The following is an 18,848-nucleotide window of genomic DNA, read 5'->3' on the forward strand; positions in this document are numbered from 1 at the left end:
CCATCCGAGACGCTCCCCGCAAGGCCGTAAGCTATTGGAAAAATAAGCGGAAAAAGCGCTTCCCTGGAGCCCGCGAGGGTGGTTATCAGGGGCTCGATGCGCTATATGATTCCCAGATAAAACCTCACCGGATTTCCCCTTGGCTGACGACGACGACAAGCCCGGCGACCAGCCGGGGCAACCCTCGGATATTCGCCCCGTCTCCATCTTCGAGGAGATGAAGAAGTCCTATCTCGACTACGCCATGAGCGTGATCGTGGCGCGGGCGCTGCCCGATGCCCGGGACGGTCTGAAGCCGGTGCACCGCCGCATCCTGTTCTCGATGAACGAGCAGGGGCACACGCCCGACAAGAAGTACGTCAAATCCGCCCGCGTGGTCGGTGACGTCATCGGTAAGTATCACCCGCACGGCGACCAGTCGATTTACGACGCCATGGTCCGCATGGCGCAGGACTTCTCGATGCGGGTGCCGCTGATCGACGGCCAGGGCAATTTCGGCTCGGTCGACGGCGATCCGCCGGCTGCCTATCGTTACACCGAAGCGCGCCTGACCAAGGCCGCGCTGGCCCTGCTGGCCGACATCGACAAGGACACCGTCGACTTCCAGCCGAACTACGACAACAACGAGACCGAACCGTCGGTCTTGCCGGCCAAGTTCCCGAACCTTCTCGTCAACGGCGCCGGCGGCATCGCGGTCGGCATGGCGACCAACATCCCGCCGCACAATCTCGGCGAGGTCATCGACGCCTGCGTCGCGCTGATCGACAACCCCGCGCTCACCATCGACGAGCTCATCAACATCGTGCCGGGACCGGATTTCCCGACCGGCGGCGTCATTCTCGGACGCGCGGGCATCCGTGCCGCCTATCACCTCGGCCGCGGCTCGGTCGTCATGCGCGGCAAGGTCGCGATCGAGACCATTCGCAAGGAGCGCGAGGCGATCATCATCACCGAGATTCCCTACCAGGTGAACAAGGCGACGATGGTCGAGCGAATCGCCGAGCTGGTGAAGGAAAAGAAGATCGAGGGGATCGGTGACCTGCGCGACGAATCGGACCGCGACGGCTACCGCGTCGTCATCGAATTGAAGCGCGATGCCGTGCCGGATGTGGTGCTGAATCAGCTCTACAGATTCACGCCGCTGCAGACCAGCTTCGGCGTCAACATGGTGGCGCTCGACAGCGGCCGTCCGCGGATCATGCATCTGAAGGACCTGCTGGCGATCTTCGTCGACTTCCGTGAACGGGTCGTCACGCGGCGCACCAAGTACCTGCTCGCCAAGGCGCGCGACCGCGCCCATATTTTGGTTGGTCTGGCGATCGCGGTGGCCAATATCGACGAGATGATCCGCGTCATCCGGACCTCGCCGGATCCGACCACTGCGCGCGACACCCTGATGTCGCGCGACTGGCCGGCCCGGGATGTCGAGGACATGCTGACGCTGATCGACGATCCGCGTCACCGCATCAGCGCGGATGGCACGATCCGGCTGTCGATGGAGCAGGCGAGGGCCATTCTCGATCTGCGCCTTCAGCGCCTCACCGCGCTCGGCCGCGACGAAATCCGCGACGAGCTCGACAAGCTTGCCGGTGAGATCGCCGATTATCTCGACATCCTGCGCTCGCGCGAGCGCGTGCTGGGCATCATCAAGACCGAGCTCGCCGAGGTGAAGGCCGAGTTCGCCACGCCGCGGCGCACCGTCATCATCGAGCAGGAAGGCGAGGTCGAGGACGAGGACCTGATCCAGCGCGAGGACATGGTCGTCACGGTGTCCCACGCCGGCTACGTCAAGCGCGTGCCGCTGTCGGCCTACCGGGCGCAGCGCCGCGGCGGCAAGGGCCGCGCCGGCATGCAGACCCGCGACGAGGACTTTGTCAGTCGCCTGTTCGTAGCCTCCACGCACACGCCGGTGCTGTTCTTCTCCTCGCGCGGCCAGGTCTACAAGGAGAAGGTCTGGCGTCTGCCGATGGCCGCGCCGAACGCGCGCGGCAAGGCGCTGATCAACATCCTGCCGCTGGAGCAGGGCGAGCGCATCACCACCATCATGCCGCTGCCCGAGGACGAATCCACCTGGGGCAACCTCGACGTGATGTTCGCCACCACGGGCGGCAATGTCCGGCGCAACAAGCTGTCGGACTTCGTCGATGTCCGCCGCTCCGGCATCATCGCCATGAAGCTCGACGAGAATGAAGCGATCGTCGACGTGCAGATCTGCACCGAGCGCGACGACGTGCTGCTGACCGGCGCTGGCGGCCAGTGCATCCGCTTCCCCGTCACCGACGTGCGCGTGTTCACCGGGCGCACCTCGATGGGCGTGCGGGGCATCGCGCTCGGCGAGGGCGACAAGGTGATCTCGCTGGCGATCCTGCGCCATGTCGAGACCACCTCGGACGAGCGCTCGGCCTATTTGAAGATGCGCCGCGCGGTCGCCGGCGAAGCCGCGGCGGAGGAGGCGGCAGCTGACGCAGAGGCCGAGGAGACCTCCGGCAGCTTCCAGCTCGCCCAGGAGCGCTATATCGAGATGTCGGCGGCCGAGCAGGTCGTGCTCACCGTCTCCGTCAACGGCTATGGCAAGCGGACCTCGTCCTACGAGTACCGCACCACCGGCCGCGGCGGCAAAGGCATCGTCGCCATGAGCGTCAACAACCGCAACGGCAACCTCGTGGCGTCGTTCCCGGTGGAGGACGCTGATCAAATCATGCTGGTCACCGACAAGGGCCAGCTGATCCGCTGCCCGGTCGAAGGCATCCGCATCGCCGGCCGCTCGACGCAGGGCGTCATCGTGTTCGACACCGCAGAGGACGAGCACGTGGTGTCGGTCGAGCACATCACGGAAGAAGCGGAGAGCGGCAACGGGGCGAATGGCGAATAGGATTAGCGAATAGGGTTTGCGGCTCTATTCGCTATTCGCCACTCACCCTTCGCGAAGTTAAATCTCCAGCTCCGTGCCGAACTCCACCACCTGCTTGGTCGGCACGCCGAAGAACGCGGCGGAGCGTTCGGCGTTGCGCTGCAGGAAGGCGAACACGCCTTCTCGCCAGACCCACATGCCCGGGACGTCCTCGCGCGGGATGATGGTCTCGCGGCCGACGTAATAGGTGATGTCGGAAAGGTCGATGCCGGGCAGCTTGCTCTGGCGGCAGACGAGGTTCAGTCCCTCATAGATCGTTGGGTTCTGCATGAAGCCGTAATGCAGGATGACGCGGGTGATGCCGGGAATGATATCGATCACGTCGGCGCGGTCTTCGTCCGCGATGTGCGGAAGCTCCTCGATCAGCACGGTGACCAGCAGCACGCGTTCGTGCAGCACGCGGTTGTGCTTGACGAATTGCGTCAGCGCGAGCGGCACGCCGCGCGGCGCGGACGCCAGGAAGACGGCGGTCCCGGGCAGCCTTGCGCTGCATTTGTTGACCGCGGTCTCGATCAGATCTTCCTCCGGCTGGCGCAGCCGGGCGCGCGCCGCCTCGACCAGCTTCACGCCGGCGCGCCAGGTCAGCATCAGGAAGGCGACGAGGCCGGCGAGCAGCAGCGGAAACCAGCCGCCCTCGAAAAGCTTGACCGAGTTCGCCGAGAAGAAGATCAGATCGATCACGAAGAAGAAGCCGTTCACGGCAACGACAAGCCAGGGCGAAAAGCCCCACTGGATCGCGACCAGCGCGGCCAGCAGCGTCGTGATCGCCATCAGCAGCGAGACCGCGATGCCATAGGCGCCGGCAAGGGCGTCCGAGGAGCCGAAGTTCAGGACGGCACCCAGTGTTGCCGCCGCAAGCAGCCAGTTCACCAGCGGCACGTAGATCTGGCCGATCGCATCGCTGGTGGTGTGGCGGATCTGCATGCGCGGCAGGAAGCCGAGCTGGATCGACTGCTGCGTCAGCGAGAACACGCCGGAGATGATCGCCTGCGAGGCGATCACGGTCGCGACCGCCGAGAATGCGACCAGCAGATAGTGCAGGGCGTCGGGGCAGAGCTGGAAGAACGGGTTCTCGATCATCGTGGGATCGGTGATCAAGAGCGCGGCCTGGCCGAAATAGTTCAGCACCAGCGCGGGCAGGCAGATCGCGAACCAGGCGAGGCGGATCGGCAGGCGGCCGAAATGGCCCATGTCGGCATACATGGCCTCGCCGCCGGTCACCGCGAGGAAGGCCGCGCCGAGAATGCCGAAGGAGACGTGGAAATCCTGGTGGATCAGGAAATTGAACGCATAAAACGGGCTGAGCGCCGCCAGCACCGCCGGCGCCTTGACGATGCCGTGGATGCCGAGCGCGGCGAGCACGACGAACCAGGCCAGCATCACCGGTCCGAAGATGCGGCCGATGAAACCGGTGCCCTGCTTCTGCATCATGAACAGGCCGATCAGGATGGTGACGGTCACGGGCACCACGACGGGCGCAAGCGAGGGCGCGTCGACCTTGAGGCCCTCGATGGCCGAGAGCACCGAGATCGCCGGCGTGATCGCGCCGTCGCCGTAAAGCAGGGCGGCGCCGATGAGGCCGACCACCAGGAGATGGGCGCGCCAGGTGCCGGGCTGGGCGTGGCGGGCGTGGAGCAGGGCGAGCAGCGCCACGATGCCGCCTTCGCCGCGATTGTCCGCCCGCAGGATCAACAGCGCGTATTTGAGTGAGATGATCAGCAGCAGGGCCCAGAGGATCAGTGAGGCGATCCCGAGGACGGCGTCGTGATGAAGCGTGCCGCCGTGGGCAGCCGCCTTGGCGGCTTCCTTCAGGGCATAGAGCGGGCTGGTCCCGATATCGCCATAGACCACCCCGAGGGCGCCCATGGTCATGGCAAGCGGTAGCGGATCAGGATGGTGGCCGGAAGCCACAGCGGGCGTACTGGACAATGACAACCCCCCGATGGGATCGCGCCCGACGGGTCATTCCGCCGGGCGCGAGCAACACAGTCTGCGACGAGACGTCGCAAAACTCCATCGGGATTATGTGACGTGAAGCTGACAGGCCAGCCTACGGGGTACGGTTCGCGGTCACGAGGCGCGCCTCGCGGACGTTCGCCTTGGTGCCGGCCTTGCGCAGGCATGAGGCTTCGAAATTCGGCCAGGCCTGCTGCGAGCAGTCCTTGCCGATGGCCCGGATGTCGAGCCGGTCGCTCTTGGCCAGCGGCTGCGGCACGCTGGCCTCGACGCTCGGGGCAAACCCGGGCAGGAGGGTAAGGGCGGCGGCGACACACGCAGACAGAGCGATCGCTGAGAGAGCCTTGATCATTTGACAGTCCCCTGTGATGCGGCCGCCTACGCCCAGTGTGCGGCCCGTCATTCGTTGGCCGGATTAGTAACCATGGCCAGTTTCCGGACGTCTTCGCCGGCACGGGAAATGGTTTCTTGGCCGCGCCCCTTTGTTTCGTGGTTGCCCGAGGGACGAAACAAACGGCCATTGCCGACATGGCCTGCGGGATATTTCGGTAGGATTTGGCCGGGGAACCGGCCCGGCTTGCCGGGCCGGGCCGGGCGCGGTAGGAGGGGGCCATGCCGCGCATTGCCTTCTATCCCGGTTCCTTCGACCCCATCACCAACGGCCATCTGGACGTGGTCCGGCACAGCGTTTCGCTGTGCGACCGGCTCGTGGTCGCGATCGGGGTCCACCCCGGCAAGAAGCCGCTGTTCTCCACGGAGGAGCGGCTCAAGATGCTTCATGACGTCTGCGGCCCGATCGCGGCGCAGGCCGGCTGCGTGCTCGAGGCCGTGACCTTTGACGATCTGTCGGTGACCGCGGCACGCAAGCACGGTGCGACGATCATGATTCGGGGCCTGCGTGACGGCACCGACCTCGACTACGAGATGCAGCTCGCCGGCATGAACGAGGCGATGGCGCCGGAAGTGCATACGGTCTTCCTGCCGGCCTCTCCGATGGTTCGCCCGATCACCGCCACTTTGGTGCGCCAGATCGCCGGCATGGGCGGGGACGTCTCGGCCTTCGTCCCGCCGCAGGTCGCGGCACAGCTCAAGGCAAAATTCGCCGCGTAACGGCGCGCTTCCTCTTCTCTCTGATCCGGAGTTGTCATGATCCGAATTCTCGCAGTTCTTGCCGCGCTTCTGTTCGCGGTGCCGGCGGTGGCGCAGCAATTGCCGGCCAACCTCGACAAGGCCAACGCCATCGTCATCGACACCACCAAGGGCCGCATCGTCATCAAGCTGCGCGCCGATATCGCGCCCCAGCATGCCGAGCGCATCAAGCAGCTCGCGCGCGAGGGCTATTACAACAACGTGCCGTTCCACCGGGTCATGGACGGCTTCATGGCGCAGACCGGCGACGGCGAGAAATTCAACGGCACCGGCGGATCGAAATATCCGAACCTGAAGCAGGAATTCTCCAAGGTGCATTTCGCGCGCGGCATCGTCGGCATGGCCCGGCGCGGCGACAGCGTCGACAGCGCCAACTCGCAATTCTTCATCATGTTCGCCGACGGCGGCAGCCTCGATAATCAGTACACCGTGATCGGCGAGGTCGTGCAGGGCATGGACGTCGTCGACAAGCTGAAGAAGGCTCCTCCCGGCTCTCCCGGCGGTGCCGTGACCGATCCCGACAAGATGGTGAAGGTGCAGGTCGCCTCCGACATCAAATAGGAGACGGCGATGGCGCGCTGTGGCGACAAGCTCCTGCTGGTTGCCGCCGTGCTGTTGCTCGGCGTGTCCAGTGCGGCCGCCGAGGATGGGCAGGTCAACACCATCCAGGACATCTTCCGGCATCTGCGCACCTGCTGGAAGCCGCCGCCGGCCGCCAAGGCCCGCCCACTCGACATCACCGTCGTCGTGAGCTTTAACCGGTCCGGCGACATTCTGGGCCATCCGAGGATCTCCTATGAATCCGCGGAGGCCTCCGACAATGACCGGCTGCAATACCGGATCGCGGTGATGGAGGCGTTGCAACGCTGCACGCCGATGCCATTTACCGATGCAATGGCCGGCGCCGCTGCGGGACGTCCATTCGCGATCCAGTTCCGCAACCGGAAAACTTCACCTCCAACGCAAGAGAGACGAGCATGAGCGCCACCGAAAACACCCTGATCCTCGAGACCACGCAGGGTCCCGTCACCATCGAGATGCGGCCCGACCTCGCGCCCGGCCATGTCGCGCGCATCAAGGAACTGGTCCGCGAGGGCTTCTACGACGGCATCGTGTTCCACCGCGTGATCGACGGCTTCATGGCGCAGACCGGCTGCCCGCAGGGCACCGGCACCGGCGGCTCGGGCAAGAAGCTGAAGGCCGAGTTCAACAAGGAGCCCCATGTGCGCGGCACCACCTCGATGGCGCGCGCCGCGAGCCCGGATTCCGGCGACAGCCAGTTCTTCATCTGCTTCGACGACGCCCGCTTCCTCGACAACCAGTACACGGTGTGGGGCAAGGTCACCGAGGGCATGGAGAACGTCGACAAGATCAAGCGCGGCGAGCCGGTGCAGAACCCCGACAAGATCGTCAAGGCGCGGATGGCCGCGGACGCCGAGTAAGCGTTTCCCCTCATGGTGAGGAGGCGCGAAGCGCCGTCTCGAGCCATGAAGGTCGAGCTGATGCAGCGGGCCTTCATCCTTCGAGACGCGGGTTCCGCGCTCCTCAGGATGAGGAGTGACTGTGTGGCGCTGAGCCCGACATGCGCACCGATCTGTTCGATTTCGACCTGCCCGCCGAGCGCATCGCGTTGCGCCCGGCGAGCCCGCGCGACTCCGCGAAGATGCTGGTCGTGGAGAACGGCGCGTTACGCGACCAGACCATTGCCGGCCTGCCGCAATGGCTGAAGCCGGGCGACCAGCTCGTCGTCAACGACACCAAGGTGATCGCGGCGCAGCTCAGGGGCCGCCGCATCGGGCGTGAGACCGAGCCGAAGATCGAGGCGACGCTGATCAAGCGGCTCGACGGCTCGCGCTGGCAGGCGCTGGTGAAGCCCGCGAAGAAGCTCGTCGCCGGCGACCGCATCCGCTTCGGCAACGAGGGCAAGGTCTGCCTGCTCGGCCATCTCGATGCCGAGGTCGAGGCCAAGGGCATCGAGGGCGAGGTGACGCTGTCGTTCTCGTTCCACGGCCCGGCGCTGGATCAGGCTATCGCCGACCTCGGCAGCCCGCCGCTGCCGCCCTACATCGCCTCCAAGCGCACGCCCGACGACCAGGACCTCGCCGACTACCAGACCATGTTCGCGGCGAACGAGGGCGCGGTCGCAGCGCCGACGGCTGGACTTCATTTCACCCCGGCACTGGAGCAGGCGCTGCGCGCGCGTGGCGTCGGAATCAACCAGGTCACGCTGCATGTCGGGGCAGGGACCTTCCTGCCGGTGAAGGTGGACGACACCGAGGGCCACAAGATGCATGCCGAGTGGGGCACGATCTCCGCCGAGACGGCGGAGCGCCTCAACAGCGGGCGGAAGAACGGCGGCCGCATCGTCGCCGTCGGCACCACGTCGTTGCGGCTGCTCGAGAGCGCAGCGCGCGAGGACGGCACCATCCAGCCCTTCGCAGCCGAGACCTCGATCTTCATCACGCCCGGCTACCGCTTCCGCGCGGTCGATGTCCTGATGACGAATTTCCATTTGCCGAAGTCGACGCTGTTCATGCTGGTGTCGGCGTTTGCAGGGCTGGAGACGATGAAGCAGGCCTATGCACATGCGATCGCAAGCGAGTATCGGTTCTATTCGTATGGCGATGCGTGCTTGTTGTTTCGGGCAGAGCCAAATCCATCCCCGTCACCCTGAGGTGCTCGCCTCTTCGGCGAGCCTCGAAGGGCGACGGCCCGGCCGTGGCATTTCGGCCGTTCATCCTTCGAGGCTCGCGGCGCGATGCTGAACGCATCGCGCCACTCGCACCTCAGGATGACGGATCGACGGGCGTGCTCGGTTACGCCATCACCCGCTGCGGCAACAGCTCCGCGATCTGCACCGCGTTCAGCGCCGCGCCCTTGAGCAGCTGATCGGCTGCCAGGAACATCGAGATCGAATGCCCGGAGGGATCGCTGAGGTCCTTGCGGATGCGGCCGACCAGGACGTCGTCCTGGCCTGAGGCGTCGATCGGCATCGGGAAGTAGTTCTTGACGCGGTCGTCGACGACCTTCACGCCGGGCGCCCGGGCCATGATGGCGCGGACCTGGTCCTCGGTGATCTCCTTCTCGCATTCGAAGGTGATGGCCTCGCAATGGGCGCGCAGCACCGGCACGCGCACGCAGGTGACACCGATCGCGATCCTCTCGTCCTCGAAGATCTTGCGGGTCTCCTTGATGACCTTGGTCTCTTCGTCGTTGTAGCCGGTGTCAGGGTCGACGGCCGTGTTGTGGTTGAAGAGATTGAACGCGTAGGGGTGCGGCATCACCTTGGGCGTATAGACTTGCCCGTTGAGATTGGCGCGGGTGGATTCGACGAGCTCCTCCATCGCGGCGGCGCCGGCGCCGCTTGCCGCCTGGTAGGTCGAGATGATGACGCGCTTGATGCGGTTCTTCTGATGGATCGGCCACAGCGGCACCAGTGCGGTGATCGCGGCGCAGTTCGGGTTGGCGATGATGCCCTTGTGGTCGCGGATCCGGTTCGCGTTGATCTCGGGGATCACCAGCGGCACGTTCGGGTCCATGCGGAAGGCGGAGGAATTGTCGACCACGACCGCGCCGGACTTCACCGCGATCGGCGCATACTTCTTCGAGATGCTGCCGCCGGCGGAGAACAGGGCGATATCGACGCCTTCGAAGGAGCGCTCGGTCAGCTCCTCGATCACGACCGGCTGGCCGCGGAACGACACCGTCTTGCCGGCCGAGCGGGCGCTGGCAAGCGCCTTCAGCTTGCCGACGCGAAAGCCGCGCTTGTCCATGGTGGCGATGAATTCGGCGCCCACTGCACCGGTGACGCCGACAATCGCGACGAGGGGATCGTTACTCACTTTGTCCTCCATTGAATTTCGGTTGAGCTGGGATTTAGGCAACAAAAAAGCCCCGGACCATCGAGGGCGGGGCTTCGGTAGAGCTGATGCGTTTTAGTCGACGACTACGCGCGCACGCCTCCCCGGGCCCCTGGGGCCGTGGTGGTTTTGGTCGTGCGTTTGGTGGTCGTGAACATGGCGGCGACTTATGCGGGAGAGTCTTGCGCCCGTCAATGGCTTTTCACCCCGGTCGATGCCGGGGCGAACTCGCGGTATTTGGCACCCGCTATTTCGTTTTGGCGCCCGGCGGCTCGAGGGTGACCTCCTTGAGGTCGTCGCCGCTGACGACGACGATCGAAAAATTCAGCCGTCCGCGTTCGCGCACCAGCCCGCCGCTGATCGCCTTGCCCGAGGCGGCGCGTTCGGCGACGCGCACGGCATCGGCGAGGCGGTGCCTGATTGCACCGAGCGCTGCGAGGTTGTCGCGGTCCTCGTGGTCGAGCTCGGCGAGGGGAAGGGCGGCTTCGCCGCCGATGAGCTCGCCGGTCGAAGCATTGATGGTGTGGCGCCAGATCCGGTCGTTGTGCAGGGTCTTCACCCGATACACCGGCACCCCGGCGGCTCCGTCAAAACTCACATCCGCCGTGGTGGCGCCGGCGTGCCGGGCTTCGGCTATCGACATGGCCTGGCTGATCGAGATCGACGAGCTGCGGAAGCGCTCGATCTCGCGGCTGACGGCCTGGCGGTCGGCCTCGGCATCACCATCTGTGTCGCTGTGAAGGGCTGTCGGCGTGCCCGCGGTCACGATCGCCCGGGCCGGTGCGGCGAGGACGAGCGCGGACAGGGCGGTCGCAAGCAATCGCGAGATATGTCGTTTGGCTGTCGTCATGCTCGAAACCCTCGGGCAGCGAGTGTGCCGGATGATCGTAAAGAATTCGCGGCCGGCCTTGGGCGTCGGCCGGCCGCGGAACGTCGTGGGCGGGCTGTACCCGGCACGGCGATCTAGCTGTACGGGCCACCTTTGGGGCTGGTGAAAAAAGCGGTCCGTATCGCTTATAACTAAACCATACCGTATCGTTTTATTTTGGTCAACGGCGCAGGCGGTTTCCCGTGGGGAAAGCGCGCAATCTCACGGAATTGTCAGCGCGTGGGGCGTCGCCGCGACGAGGCTTTGGTGGTGCTTTGGACGCGGTCGGCAGGTCCTAGCGCACCGGCGAGGAACAGCTTGATGGCGGTGCGCATCCGCTTTTCGGCGGCCTTCAATTCGAGCGCAGTCCCGAACGTCGCCATGCGGTGGGTGTGACCGACGACCACGTCGAGAAACACCTCGGCGGCAATTGTGGTGTCCTCGATGTCGAGCGCGCCTTGCGCCACCAGACGGTCGAAGAAACGTGCCGTGGTGGCGACGGCTTTCATCCAGCCTTCCTCCTTGCCGAGCTTGGCAACGTCGGGGAAGTTGATGGCCTGTGACGTCATCATGCGGCTGAAGGCGACAGCGTCGGGTCCGCAGGTGAATGTCAGCATCTCGCGCCCGATCTCGACCAGCCGCTGCTCGACCGAGATGTCGGAGGCGCTAGAGAGCTGCGTCTCGGCGGCGGCCGATAGTGGCGCAAGCCAGCGCGCGATCTCGCGCCTCAGCACGGCGGCAAACAGGCCGCGCTTGTCGCCGTAGCGGGAATAGACGGTGGGCTTGCTGACCCGGGCCGCTTCCGCGACCGCGTCCAGCGAGGTGGCGTCGAAGCCGCGGTCCAGGAACAGGCGGGTGGCGACTTCGATCAGCCGCAGGTCGCGCTCGATGGCGGCGGTTTTCGTCGGCCGGCCGCCGCGGGATTTCGGCACTTCGCGCCGCGGCGCTGCCGGTCTCGTCCTAGTCGCAGTCAATCCCATGCCCAGTGATTCCTGCGCGTTTCTGACAGTCGTCATTCGCTCTATATCGCGCAGGAGCGGAGGCGTCATCGCGAATCTGGCCGGATTGGCCGCATCGTCAACGGTTTCGGCAGGGCCTCGTTCCGTCTCACGGCACCGTCGAGCCCCAGGCCTGACCGGCAGCGGCCTTGTCATAACCGTATTGATAGAGCGCCCGCATATAGCCGGTGTCGAAGCCTTCCGACGGCGGCGCCGGATACTCGCGCGCGATGTAGGAGAGGTGGAAGCCGAGACGGTTGCGTTTGGCGAAATCATAGGTCGAGAAGATGATCGCGCGCGTCTGCGACTGGGTGATCGCCGACAGGCTGCGCGAGGCGACATCGATGGTGCCGTTGGAGACCAGCTCGAAATTGCGTTCGATCTTCTTGTTGACGAGGATGTAGATGTCCATCTTCGCATTGCCGGGCAGGCGGCTGCCCTGGAACAGCAGGGCTTCCGGCAGCGTCAACACCGGGGCGGTCACGCCGCCGTCGACATGCATCTCCTGAAACTTGCGGCCCTGGCCCTCGGCGTCGATCATGATCGGCGGAAACACCAGGGGAATGCTGGCGGAGGCCGCCATCACGTCGCGAAACAGTTTCAGCGCCTCGGGTGTGCCGACCGCGGCGATCTTGCCCATGTCCCAGATCGCAGTGCGCTGGGTGTCGAGATCGGTCGTCACCACCAGGAGCTTCCGACCCTTGGCATTCTCGCGCGCGACTTGCGCCATGATCTCCGGCCCGACATAGCGGGCGACGAGCTCGCGCAGCCTGGTGTTGCCGAACAGGCCGGATCCGAACAGCACGCGCATGATGCTGGGATCGTTCAACAGGCTCTCGGCGATGCCGCTGGTGTAGACCTCCTTCAGAGTGTCGTCATATTGCGAGCCGAGGAAGGCAAAGGGCGCGATCAGGCCGCCGGTGCTGACGCCGGAGACGACGGAGAAGGTGGGGCGGGTTCTGGCCGCGGTCCAGCCGTTGAGAACGCCAACGCCATAGGCGCCATCGGCGCCGCCGCCGGAGAGCGCCAGATAGGACTTCGTCGCGGTGCTGGTGTCCTTCTCGAAGCTGAATTTCGTGACGGGGTCGTCGGCGTAGCGCCTGAGGCCGTCGATATCCAGCACGCGCGATGTGCTGGCTTCTGCGGCTGTATAGGGCGTGCGGGGCAGCGAGGTGCAGGCGCCGAGCATCAGGCTGCAGGCCAGGACCAGAAATGCGGTCAGGCGGCCGCCTGTCTGCCTGATCCAGTCATGCGGGCGGCCGGCGACGTCAGTCGAACACGAAGGGAAGGGCATAGTCGGTGGCTGGCGATCACGCATTTACCGCCGCCGGCAGATTCGCCGCGGCATTCTCGTCCAGCCCCACGATAAAACTACACTGTATCGTTTTGTTTAACAAGGGCGGTGGCGCCAAAATCCGCCGTGTCCCAGTCTGAAGCACCCGCCGGCTGCCGCGTGGCGGGTTGATCGGCCTTCTCCGACACGCAATAAGCACGGCCATGAATCCCGACAACGATCTTCCCAATCACTTTGAATTGCTCGGCACTGATGGCGCCGCGCGGACCGGGCGCCTGACCACCCCTCACGGCGTGGTGCGTACGCCCGCCTTCATGCCGGTCGGTACCGCCGGTGCCATGAAGGGCATGCACTGGCGCGAGGTGCGCGATGCCGGCGCCGACATCGTGCTCGGCAACACCTATCACCTGATGCTGCGTCCGAGCGCCGAGCGGATCGCCGGCCTCGGCGGCCTGCAGCGGTTCACCGGCTGGAACGGGCCGATGCTGACGGATTCCGGTGGCTTCCAGGTGATGTCGCTGTCGGACCTGCGGAAGGTTACCGAGAACGCCGTCACCTTCCGCTCGCATATCGACGGCGCCAAGGTCGAGCTGTCGCCGGAGCGCTCGATCGAGGTGCAGCGCTTGCTCGGCTCCGATATCGCCATGCAGATGGACGAGTGCGTGCGGCTGCCGGCCGAGCGCGCCGACATCGAGCGTGCGATGCAATTGTCGCTGCGCTGGGCCGAGCGAAGCAAGCGCGCCTTCGAGAGCGCGCCCGACGGCTACATGCTGTTCGGCATCGTGCAGGGCGGCGACATACCCCAGCTTCGCCATGAGAGCGCGCAAGGTCTCGTTGCGATCGGCTTCCATGGTTATGCAATCGGCGGCCTTGCCGTCGGCGAGCCGCAGGCGGTGATGCTGGCGATGATCGACGAGACCGCGCCGCTGCTGCCGATACAGCGGCCGCGCTATCTGATGGGCGTCGGCACGCCCGACGACATCCTCGAAGCCGTCAAGCGCGGCATCGACATGTTCGATTGCGTGATGCCGACGCGCAACGGCCGTCACGGCGTCGCCTTCACGCGCTTCGGCCAGGTAAATTTGCGCAACGCGCGCCACGCCGACGATCCGCGTCCGCTTGATGAGGAGAGCTCATGGCCGTCGGCACGCAACTGCGCGCGCGCCTATCTGCACCATCTCGTCAAGGCGGGCGAGACGCTGGGGGCGATGCTGCTGTCCGAAATCAATATCGCTTACTACCAGTTCCTGATGCAGGGCATCAGGGACGCGATCGCACAGGGAAGGTTCGACGAATTCTATCAGCGTACGCGCGCGGACTGGGCGAGGGGCGATATCGCCCCGCGCTAGGGGAGCTGCGCTAGTTGCATACGAACCGGTGCTTCACGGCGTGCTTGGTGACGAAGCCGTAGCCGCAATTGTCGCAAGTCCAGAGATAGCTGATGACGTGGTCGGAGACATAGGCGGATGCTTCGGCGGCGACCATGGAGTCGGCGCAAACAGGACAGGTCGGCAACTCGCTGCAACGCGGATCACGCCTTAGCGCTACGGTCGACATCACTTCAGCGACTGCTGACATCGTGGTGACCTCCCTGCTTTGAGACCTAAGTCTAACATAAGCAGAATCAGTTGACGAGGTCGCAACACAAATGCGTTGGTTTTCTGCTAATTAAAGCTCACGCGATTTTGCGATGCAGCGTATTTAACATGTGCCGCATTGTCGCTTGCGTGTCGTCGCAGGCTATCCGTAACTGCGCATGAGCTGCGTAGAAGCGCAAGTTTTCGCCACAGGGAGTTCATCATGGACGCATCGTCCACCACGGGTGCAGCGCACCAACCCGGCCGCGGCCGGATCTATGACTCGATCGTCGACGCCTTCGGCAATACACCGACTGTGCGCTTGCGCCGGCTGCCCGGCATGCACGGCGTGAACGCGACCATTTTGGCAAAACTTGAATATTTCAATCCGGCCGCAAGCGTGAAGGACCGCATCGGCGCGGCGATGATCATCGCGATGGAGAAGGCGGGCATCGTCAAGCCCGACACCGTGCTGATCGAGCCGACCTCCGGCAATACCGGCATCGCGCTCGCCTTCGTGGCGGCTTCGCGCGGCTACCGCCTCAAGCTGGTGATGCCGGAATCGATGTCGATCGAGCGGCGCAAGATGCTGGCCTTTCTCGGTGCCGAACTGGTGCTGACGCCGGCGGCGCAGGGCATGAAGGGCGCGATCGCCGCCGCCGAGGAGCTGTTGAAGACGACGCCGAACTCGGTGATGCCGCAGCAGTTCAAGAACCTCGCCAATCCCGAGGTGCACCGCCGCACCACCGCGGAGGAGATCTGGAACGACACCGGCGGCAACATCGATTTCTTCGTGGCCGGCGTTGGCACCGGCGGCACGATCACCGGCGTCGGCCAGGTGCTCAAGCCGCGCAAGGCCTCACTGCGCGTGGTCGCGGTCGAGCCGGAGGAAAGCCCGGTGCTGTCGGGCGGACAGCATACGCCGCACAAGATCCAGGGCATCGGCGCCGGCTTCGTCCCTGACATCCTCGATCGCGCGGTGATCGACGAGATCGTGAAGATCAACTCGACGACGGCGATCGAGACCTCGCGCGCGCTGGCGCGGCATGAGGGGATTCCGGGCGGCATCTCCTCGGGCGCGGCGATTGCTGCGGCGCTCGAGATCGGCAAGCGGCCGGAAGCGGCGGGAAAGACCATCCTGGCCATCGTGCCGTCCTTCTCCGAGCGGTATCTTTCGACAGCACTGTTTGAGGGAATCTAGGACATGGCGGATCAACCCCCGAGGCGGCCGCGCACACTCGGCGATGCCAGGACCGAGGCCGAGGCGGCGTTCAAGAAGGTGACGGCCAAGGTCGCCGCGGCGCCGCCCAAGCCGAACGTGGCGCCGGGGATCAAGGAGCAGGTCACGCTACGTATCGACCAGGACGTGCTGGAGTTCTTCCAGGAGGGCGGCCCCGGCTGGCAGGACCGCATCAACGAGGCGCTGCGCAAGGCCGCGGGGAAGTAGGCTCCGGCTGGACACGTCGGACCAGCGGCGTCTCTCCGCGGGCTGTGACATCCGCCTGGCGCACATCTCTATCTTCGTCATTGCGAGGAGCTCTTGCGACGAAGCAATCCAGCCTGCCGCTGCGGAGAGACTCTGGATTGCTTCGCTGCGCTCGCAATGAGGGAGTCCGCGGCGGCATCGTCGCAAAAAAGAAAAAGCCCGGCGTGAGCCGGGCTTTGGCGTTTTCAATCCCGCTCGTCTCAGCGGCGGAACATGCCGCCCATCATGCCGCCGACGACGCCACCCACGAAGGCCGCGCCGGCTGCATCGCCGGGATTGCTGCGCTGGGGAGCCGGAGCCGGTGCCGGTGCGCTGCTGCCGGCGGGCGCGGCGGCACGGCGGGCCGCCTTCTGGCTGTTGTCGCTCGCGGTCGGCGGAGCGGCCTGGACCTCCGAGATCAGGGCCTTGTGCTGGTGCTTGTTGAGGTAACCCGATGAGGGATAGCCGCGCGCGGCCTGCCAGCGTTTGAGCACCGTCCGGGTCTCATCGCTGAACACGCCGGTCTGCTTGGTATCGAAGCCGAGCCCGGTGAGGCGACGCTGCACGTCGCGGCGCTGGGTCTTGTCGAGGCCGATCTGATCTTCGGTGACCTGGGTGGCCTCGTCGGTGAAGGTCGCGGGATCGACGCCGGCGTTGAGGGTGCGCGTCGCGGTCGAGGGGCCGCTCTTGATGGCCGCAAGGCGTGCCAGCGCCAGCGCCTTGAACTGACCGTTCGGATAGGCGGCGAGATAGGCGTTGAGCTCTTCCGGCTTGTTGGACTCTTTCACCGAGCGCCAGTATTCGAGCTCGACGCCGTCCGAGTTGCCGCCGGCCGCCATCGGCACGCTGCCAGCCGCCGTCGGCGCCGCGTTGGCGACCTGGGTTGTCGGAGCCTGGTTGAGATAGACCGAGCCGGTGAGGTTGGTGTGGCCCCAGGGCAGCTGACCCTTGCGGGTCTCTTCATTGACCTGCGCGCGCACCGACGTCATCGCCTGCTGGATCTCGATGCCGGGCTTGGTGATGTTGTCGATCAGCGCACGGGTGAACGGGCTGTTGTTGCCCTCCTGACCGTCGAGCGCGGTCTGGCCGGGGCCGGTGGCGAACGCGATGAGAGTGCCTTCACCGGATTTCATCTCGGCGAGACCGCTCTGCACGTTGACGCTGCGCGTCGCGGAGTTCGACTTGATCTTGGCGGCGAACGGATTGTCGCGGCAGGCATCGAGGAAGACGAGCTTGACCTTGGCGTCGCCCATGGTCTGCTCGAGCGTCAGGTCGATGTTGATGGCGGCGCCCAGCTTGACGTCCATCTCGGACTTGATGTCGGCGTCGACGGGCAGCAGGTAATTGGTGCCGCTGACGGCGATGCCGTGGCCGGCATAATAAAACAGCGCGATGTCGGAGCCCTGCGCCTTGCGCCCGAAGTCGAGCAGCTTCTCGGTCATCTGGTCGCGGCTGAGATTGGATCCTTCGATCACCTCGAAGCCGACATTGCGCAGCGTCGCCGCCATCGCCTTGGCGTCGATCGGCGGGTTCGGCAATTGCGCGACGTTCTTGTAGGTACCGTTGCCGACGACGAAGGCGACACGACGGTCAGCCTTCGCGGCACTGACCGACAGCGCCATGCACATCAGCGAAGCGAAGAGGGTGAGATAGCGCATTCTGAAATCCCCAGAATCGAATTGCAGGCAGCAACGAATTGGCAACGAACCTACACGAAGTGCCCGACTTCGCGCCACCAAAACGGCGGTCCGTTGCGTGCAACCCGCTGCTGTGTGGCCGAATGTGCACGATGGGAAAGCTTCCCAACGTGATCCAAATCACACGGCCACTTTGTTTTGTCGCGCGGGGCAGCACGAGGTTCACCGCGCGCGGGCGGGAATCGCTGAGACCGGCTTCAAATTCAGGAGATTGCCGCACAGGATCAGCACAGCGCCGAGCACGGTCCAGGCGTCGAGCCGCTCGGAATACAGCAGCCAGCCGGCCGTCGCAGTCAGTGGAACCCTGAGGAAGTCCATGGGAACCACGATCGTTGCGTCGGCATATCGGAGCGCGCTGGCAAGGCAATAGTGCGAGAAAGTGCCGCAGACACCGATGACGAAGAGCCATCCCCATAGATGGGATGTCGGCCAGGTCCACACATAGAGCGTTGGCAGCAGGCCCACGACCATCTGCACGATGATCATCCAGAACAGGATCGATAATGCGCTCTCGGTTCGGGTCAGCGATTTCGCCAGTATCATGGATACGCTGAAGCCGATTGCGGCTCCGAGCGCGATCAGCTGGCCGGGATTGATCTCCCCGGTGGCGGGCCGCACGATCATGACGACGCCGACGATGCCGAGCACGACGGCGGCGATCTTCCAGACCGTCATGCGTTCAGACAGGAACGTTGCGGCCAGCACCGCAGTCCAGATCGGCATGGTGAACTCGATCGCCACGACCTGGCCGATTCCGATCAGCGTCAATGCGTAGAACCAGCCGAGCTGCGCGAAATAATGGACCCCGTTGCGTGCAAGGTGCTGCGGCAGGCGTTTGGTCGCGACCGCCTTGAAGCCGCCGGCGCGGTAGATGAGCGGCAGGAGCAGCGTGAGACCGATCACCGAACGCACTTCCATGATCTGGAAGACGTTGAGCTCACGCGTGGTCTCGCGCCCGGCAACCGCCATGACCAGCATCAGCGACAGCCAGCCGGCCATCCACAAGGCAGCCATCGTTTTGGACGGTGTCGCGCTCATTGGGCAGTGGGTTTGGGGGCAGGGGGCCGGAGGTT

General features: G+C 65.1%; 18 protein-coding genes. 9 read left to right on the top strand and 9 right to left on the bottom strand.

Features of this window, described 5'->3' with window-relative positions:
- Nucleotides 1-139 precede the first annotated feature (139 nt).
- Nucleotides 140-2,872, top strand: coding sequence for a DNA gyrase subunit A (gene gyrA, locus AABA86_RS20255; RefSeq protein WP_212249603.1), 2,733 nt, complete (start codon nucleotides 140-142; stop codon nucleotides 2,870-2,872).
- A 57-nt stretch (nucleotides 2,873-2,929) separates the two neighbouring features.
- Here gyrA and AABA86_RS20260 read toward each other — a convergent pair whose 3' ends face one another.
- A complete protein-coding gene (locus AABA86_RS20260) occupies nucleotides 2,930-4,783 on the bottom strand; it encodes a potassium transporter Kup (protein ID WP_338308195.1) in 1,854 nt (617 codons plus the stop codon).
- Between the two features lie 178 nt (nucleotides 4,784-4,961).
- Nucleotides 4,962-5,219 carry a hypothetical protein gene (locus AABA86_RS20265; RefSeq protein WP_018317917.1) on the bottom strand — a complete coding sequence of 86 codons (258 nt, stop codon included), beginning with the start codon at nucleotides 5,217-5,219 and terminating at the stop codon, nucleotides 4,962-4,964.
- A gap of 260 nt (nucleotides 5,220-5,479) precedes the next feature.
- On the opposite strand from AABA86_RS20265, the gene coaD reads away from it, so the two are divergent.
- From coaD to queA, 5 genes are all read left to right on the top strand, one after another.
- Nucleotides 5,480-5,977 (top strand): pantetheine-phosphate adenylyltransferase, encoded by a 498-nt coding sequence (gene coaD / locus AABA86_RS20270; protein WP_212249601.1) that lies wholly within the window; start codon nucleotides 5,480-5,482, stop codon nucleotides 5,975-5,977.
- Nucleotides 5,978-6,013: 36 nt separating this feature from the next.
- The gene (locus AABA86_RS20275) at nucleotides 6,014-6,577 is read left to right on the top strand and encodes a peptidylprolyl isomerase (RefSeq protein ID WP_212249599.1); all 564 of its coding nucleotides are present in this window, start codon (nucleotides 6,014-6,016) and stop codon (nucleotides 6,575-6,577) included.
- Nucleotides 6,578-6,586: 9 nt separating this feature from the next.
- On the top strand, nucleotides 6,587-6,997 hold the full coding sequence (locus AABA86_RS20280; protein WP_212249597.1) for a hypothetical protein: 411 nt from the start codon (nucleotides 6,587-6,589) through the stop codon (nucleotides 6,995-6,997).
- Nucleotides 6,994-7,458, top strand: a complete 465-nt coding sequence (locus AABA86_RS20285) for a peptidylprolyl isomerase (protein ID WP_028144513.1) — start codon at nucleotides 6,994-6,996, stop codon at nucleotides 7,456-7,458. Before AABA86_RS20280 ends, AABA86_RS20285 begins: the two co-directional genes overlap by 4 nt.
- 140 nt (nucleotides 7,459-7,598) lie before the next feature.
- The gene (queA, locus tag AABA86_RS20290) at nucleotides 7,599-8,690 is read left to right on the top strand and encodes a tRNA preQ1(34) S-adenosylmethionine ribosyltransferase-isomerase QueA (RefSeq protein WP_338308088.1); all 1,092 of its coding nucleotides are present in this window, start codon (nucleotides 7,599-7,601) and stop codon (nucleotides 8,688-8,690) included.
- A gap of 142 nt (nucleotides 8,691-8,832) precedes the next feature.
- Here queA and AABA86_RS20295 read toward each other — a convergent pair whose 3' ends face one another.
- The 4 genes from AABA86_RS20295 to AABA86_RS20310 form a co-directional block, all read right to left on the bottom strand.
- Nucleotides 8,833-9,870, bottom strand: coding sequence for an aspartate-semialdehyde dehydrogenase (locus tag AABA86_RS20295; RefSeq protein ID WP_338308089.1), 1,038 nt, complete (start codon nucleotides 9,868-9,870; stop codon nucleotides 8,833-8,835).
- Between the two features lie 253 nt (nucleotides 9,871-10,123).
- Nucleotides 10,124-10,726, bottom strand: coding sequence for a PepSY domain-containing protein (locus AABA86_RS20300; protein ID WP_212249584.1), 603 nt, complete (start codon nucleotides 10,724-10,726; stop codon nucleotides 10,124-10,126).
- A 251-nt stretch (nucleotides 10,727-10,977) separates the two neighbouring features.
- Nucleotides 10,978-11,724 carry a TetR/AcrR family transcriptional regulator gene (locus AABA86_RS20305; RefSeq protein WP_212249724.1) on the bottom strand — a complete coding sequence of 249 codons (747 nt, stop codon included), beginning with the start codon at nucleotides 11,722-11,724 and terminating at the stop codon, nucleotides 10,978-10,980.
- A 127-nt stretch (nucleotides 11,725-11,851) separates the two neighbouring features.
- A complete protein-coding gene (locus tag AABA86_RS20310; protein WP_338308090.1) occupies nucleotides 11,852-13,036 on the bottom strand; it encodes a patatin-like phospholipase family protein in 1,185 nt (394 codons plus the stop codon).
- 203 nt (nucleotides 13,037-13,239) lie between these two features.
- Between AABA86_RS20310 and tgt the strand changes: the two genes are divergently transcribed.
- Entirely contained in the window at nucleotides 13,240-14,385 is a 1,146-nt protein-coding gene (tgt, locus tag AABA86_RS20315) for a tRNA guanosine(34) transglycosylase Tgt (protein WP_338308091.1), read from the top strand.
- A 10-nt stretch (nucleotides 14,386-14,395) separates the two neighbouring features.
- On the opposite strand, the gene AABA86_RS20320 is transcribed toward tgt, so the two are convergent.
- Nucleotides 14,396-14,614, bottom strand: coding sequence for a hypothetical protein (locus AABA86_RS20320; RefSeq protein ID WP_212249577.1), 219 nt, complete (start codon nucleotides 14,612-14,614; stop codon nucleotides 14,396-14,398).
- Nucleotides 14,615-14,836: 222 nt separating this feature from the next.
- Here AABA86_RS20320 and cysK point away from each other — a divergent pair, with 222 nt between their 5' ends.
- Together cysK and AABA86_RS20330 are read left to right on the top strand one after the other, a co-directional pair.
- Nucleotides 14,837-15,814: a cysteine synthase A gene (gene cysK / locus AABA86_RS20325; protein ID WP_212249575.1), complete on the top strand. Its 978-nt coding sequence runs from the start codon at nucleotides 14,837-14,839 to the stop codon at nucleotides 15,812-15,814.
- A 3-nt stretch (nucleotides 15,815-15,817) separates the two neighbouring features.
- Entirely contained in the window at nucleotides 15,818-16,060 is a 243-nt protein-coding gene (locus AABA86_RS20330; RefSeq protein WP_028144522.1) for a BrnA antitoxin family protein, read from the top strand.
- Between the two features lie 239 nt (nucleotides 16,061-16,299).
- On the opposite strand, the gene AABA86_RS20335 is transcribed toward AABA86_RS20330, so the two are convergent.
- Both AABA86_RS20335 and AABA86_RS20340 read right to left on the bottom strand, forming a co-directional pair.
- Entirely contained in the window at nucleotides 16,300-17,736 is a 1,437-nt protein-coding gene (locus tag AABA86_RS20335) for a caspase family protein (RefSeq protein ID WP_338308093.1), read from the bottom strand.
- A 201-nt stretch (nucleotides 17,737-17,937) separates the two neighbouring features.
- Complete coding sequence (locus tag AABA86_RS20340; protein ID WP_338308094.1) at nucleotides 17,938-18,813, bottom strand: DMT family transporter; 876 nt, start codon at nucleotides 18,811-18,813, stop codon at nucleotides 17,938-17,940.
- Nucleotides 18,814-18,848: the final 35 nt, after the last annotated feature.

This window comes from Bradyrhizobium sp. TM233, assembly GCF_036247965.1.
Taxonomy (GTDB): Bacteria; Pseudomonadota; Alphaproteobacteria; order Rhizobiales; family Xanthobacteraceae; genus Bradyrhizobium; species Bradyrhizobium ottawaense.

Coding starts and splice junctions, on each gene's coding strand:
- AABA86_RS20260 (WP_338308195.1), bottom strand. CDS start 4,783: ATGACCATGGGCGCCCTCGGGGTGGTCTATGGCGATATCGGGACCAGC.
- AABA86_RS20265 (WP_018317917.1), bottom strand. CDS start 5,219: ATGATCAAGGCTCTCTCAGCGATCGCTCTGTCTGCGTGTGTCGCCGCC.
- coaD (WP_212249601.1), top strand. CDS start 5,480: ATGCCGCGCATTGCCTTCTATCCCGGTTCCTTCGACCCCATCACCAAC.
- AABA86_RS20275 (WP_212249599.1), top strand. CDS start 6,014: ATGATCCGAATTCTCGCAGTTCTTGCCGCGCTTCTGTTCGCGGTGCCG.
- AABA86_RS20280 (WP_212249597.1), top strand. CDS start 6,587: ATGGCGCGCTGTGGCGACAAGCTCCTGCTGGTTGCCGCCGTGCTGTTG.
- AABA86_RS20285 (WP_028144513.1), top strand. CDS start 6,994: ATGAGCGCCACCGAAAACACCCTGATCCTCGAGACCACGCAGGGTCCC.
- queA (WP_338308088.1), top strand. CDS start 7,599: ATGCGCACCGATCTGTTCGATTTCGACCTGCCCGCCGAGCGCATCGCG.
- AABA86_RS20295 (WP_338308089.1), bottom strand. CDS start 9,870: ATGGAGGACAAAGTGAGTAACGATCCCCTCGTCGCGATTGTCGGCGTC.
- AABA86_RS20300 (WP_212249584.1), bottom strand. CDS start 10,726: ATGACGACAGCCAAACGACATATCTCGCGATTGCTTGCGACCGCCCTG.
- AABA86_RS20305 (WP_212249724.1), bottom strand. CDS start 11,724: ATGGGATTGACTGCGACTAGGACGAGACCGGCAGCGCCGCGGCGCGAA.
- AABA86_RS20310 (WP_338308090.1), bottom strand. CDS start 13,036: ATGCCCTTCCCTTCGTGTTCGACTGACGTCGCCGGCCGCCCGCATGAC.
- tgt (WP_338308091.1), top strand. CDS start 13,240: ATGAATCCCGACAACGATCTTCCCAATCACTTTGAATTGCTCGGCACT.
- AABA86_RS20320 (WP_212249577.1), bottom strand. CDS start 14,614: ATGTCAGCAGTCGCTGAAGTGATGTCGACCGTAGCGCTAAGGCGTGAT.
- cysK (WP_212249575.1), top strand. CDS start 14,837: ATGGACGCATCGTCCACCACGGGTGCAGCGCACCAACCCGGCCGCGGC.
- AABA86_RS20330 (WP_028144522.1), top strand. CDS start 15,818: ATGGCGGATCAACCCCCGAGGCGGCCGCGCACACTCGGCGATGCCAGG.
- AABA86_RS20335 (WP_338308093.1), bottom strand. CDS start 17,736: ATGCGCTATCTCACCCTCTTCGCTTCGCTGATGTGCATGGCGCTGTCG.
- AABA86_RS20340 (WP_338308094.1), bottom strand. CDS start 18,813: ATGAGCGCGACACCGTCCAAAACGATGGCTGCCTTGTGGATGGCCGGC.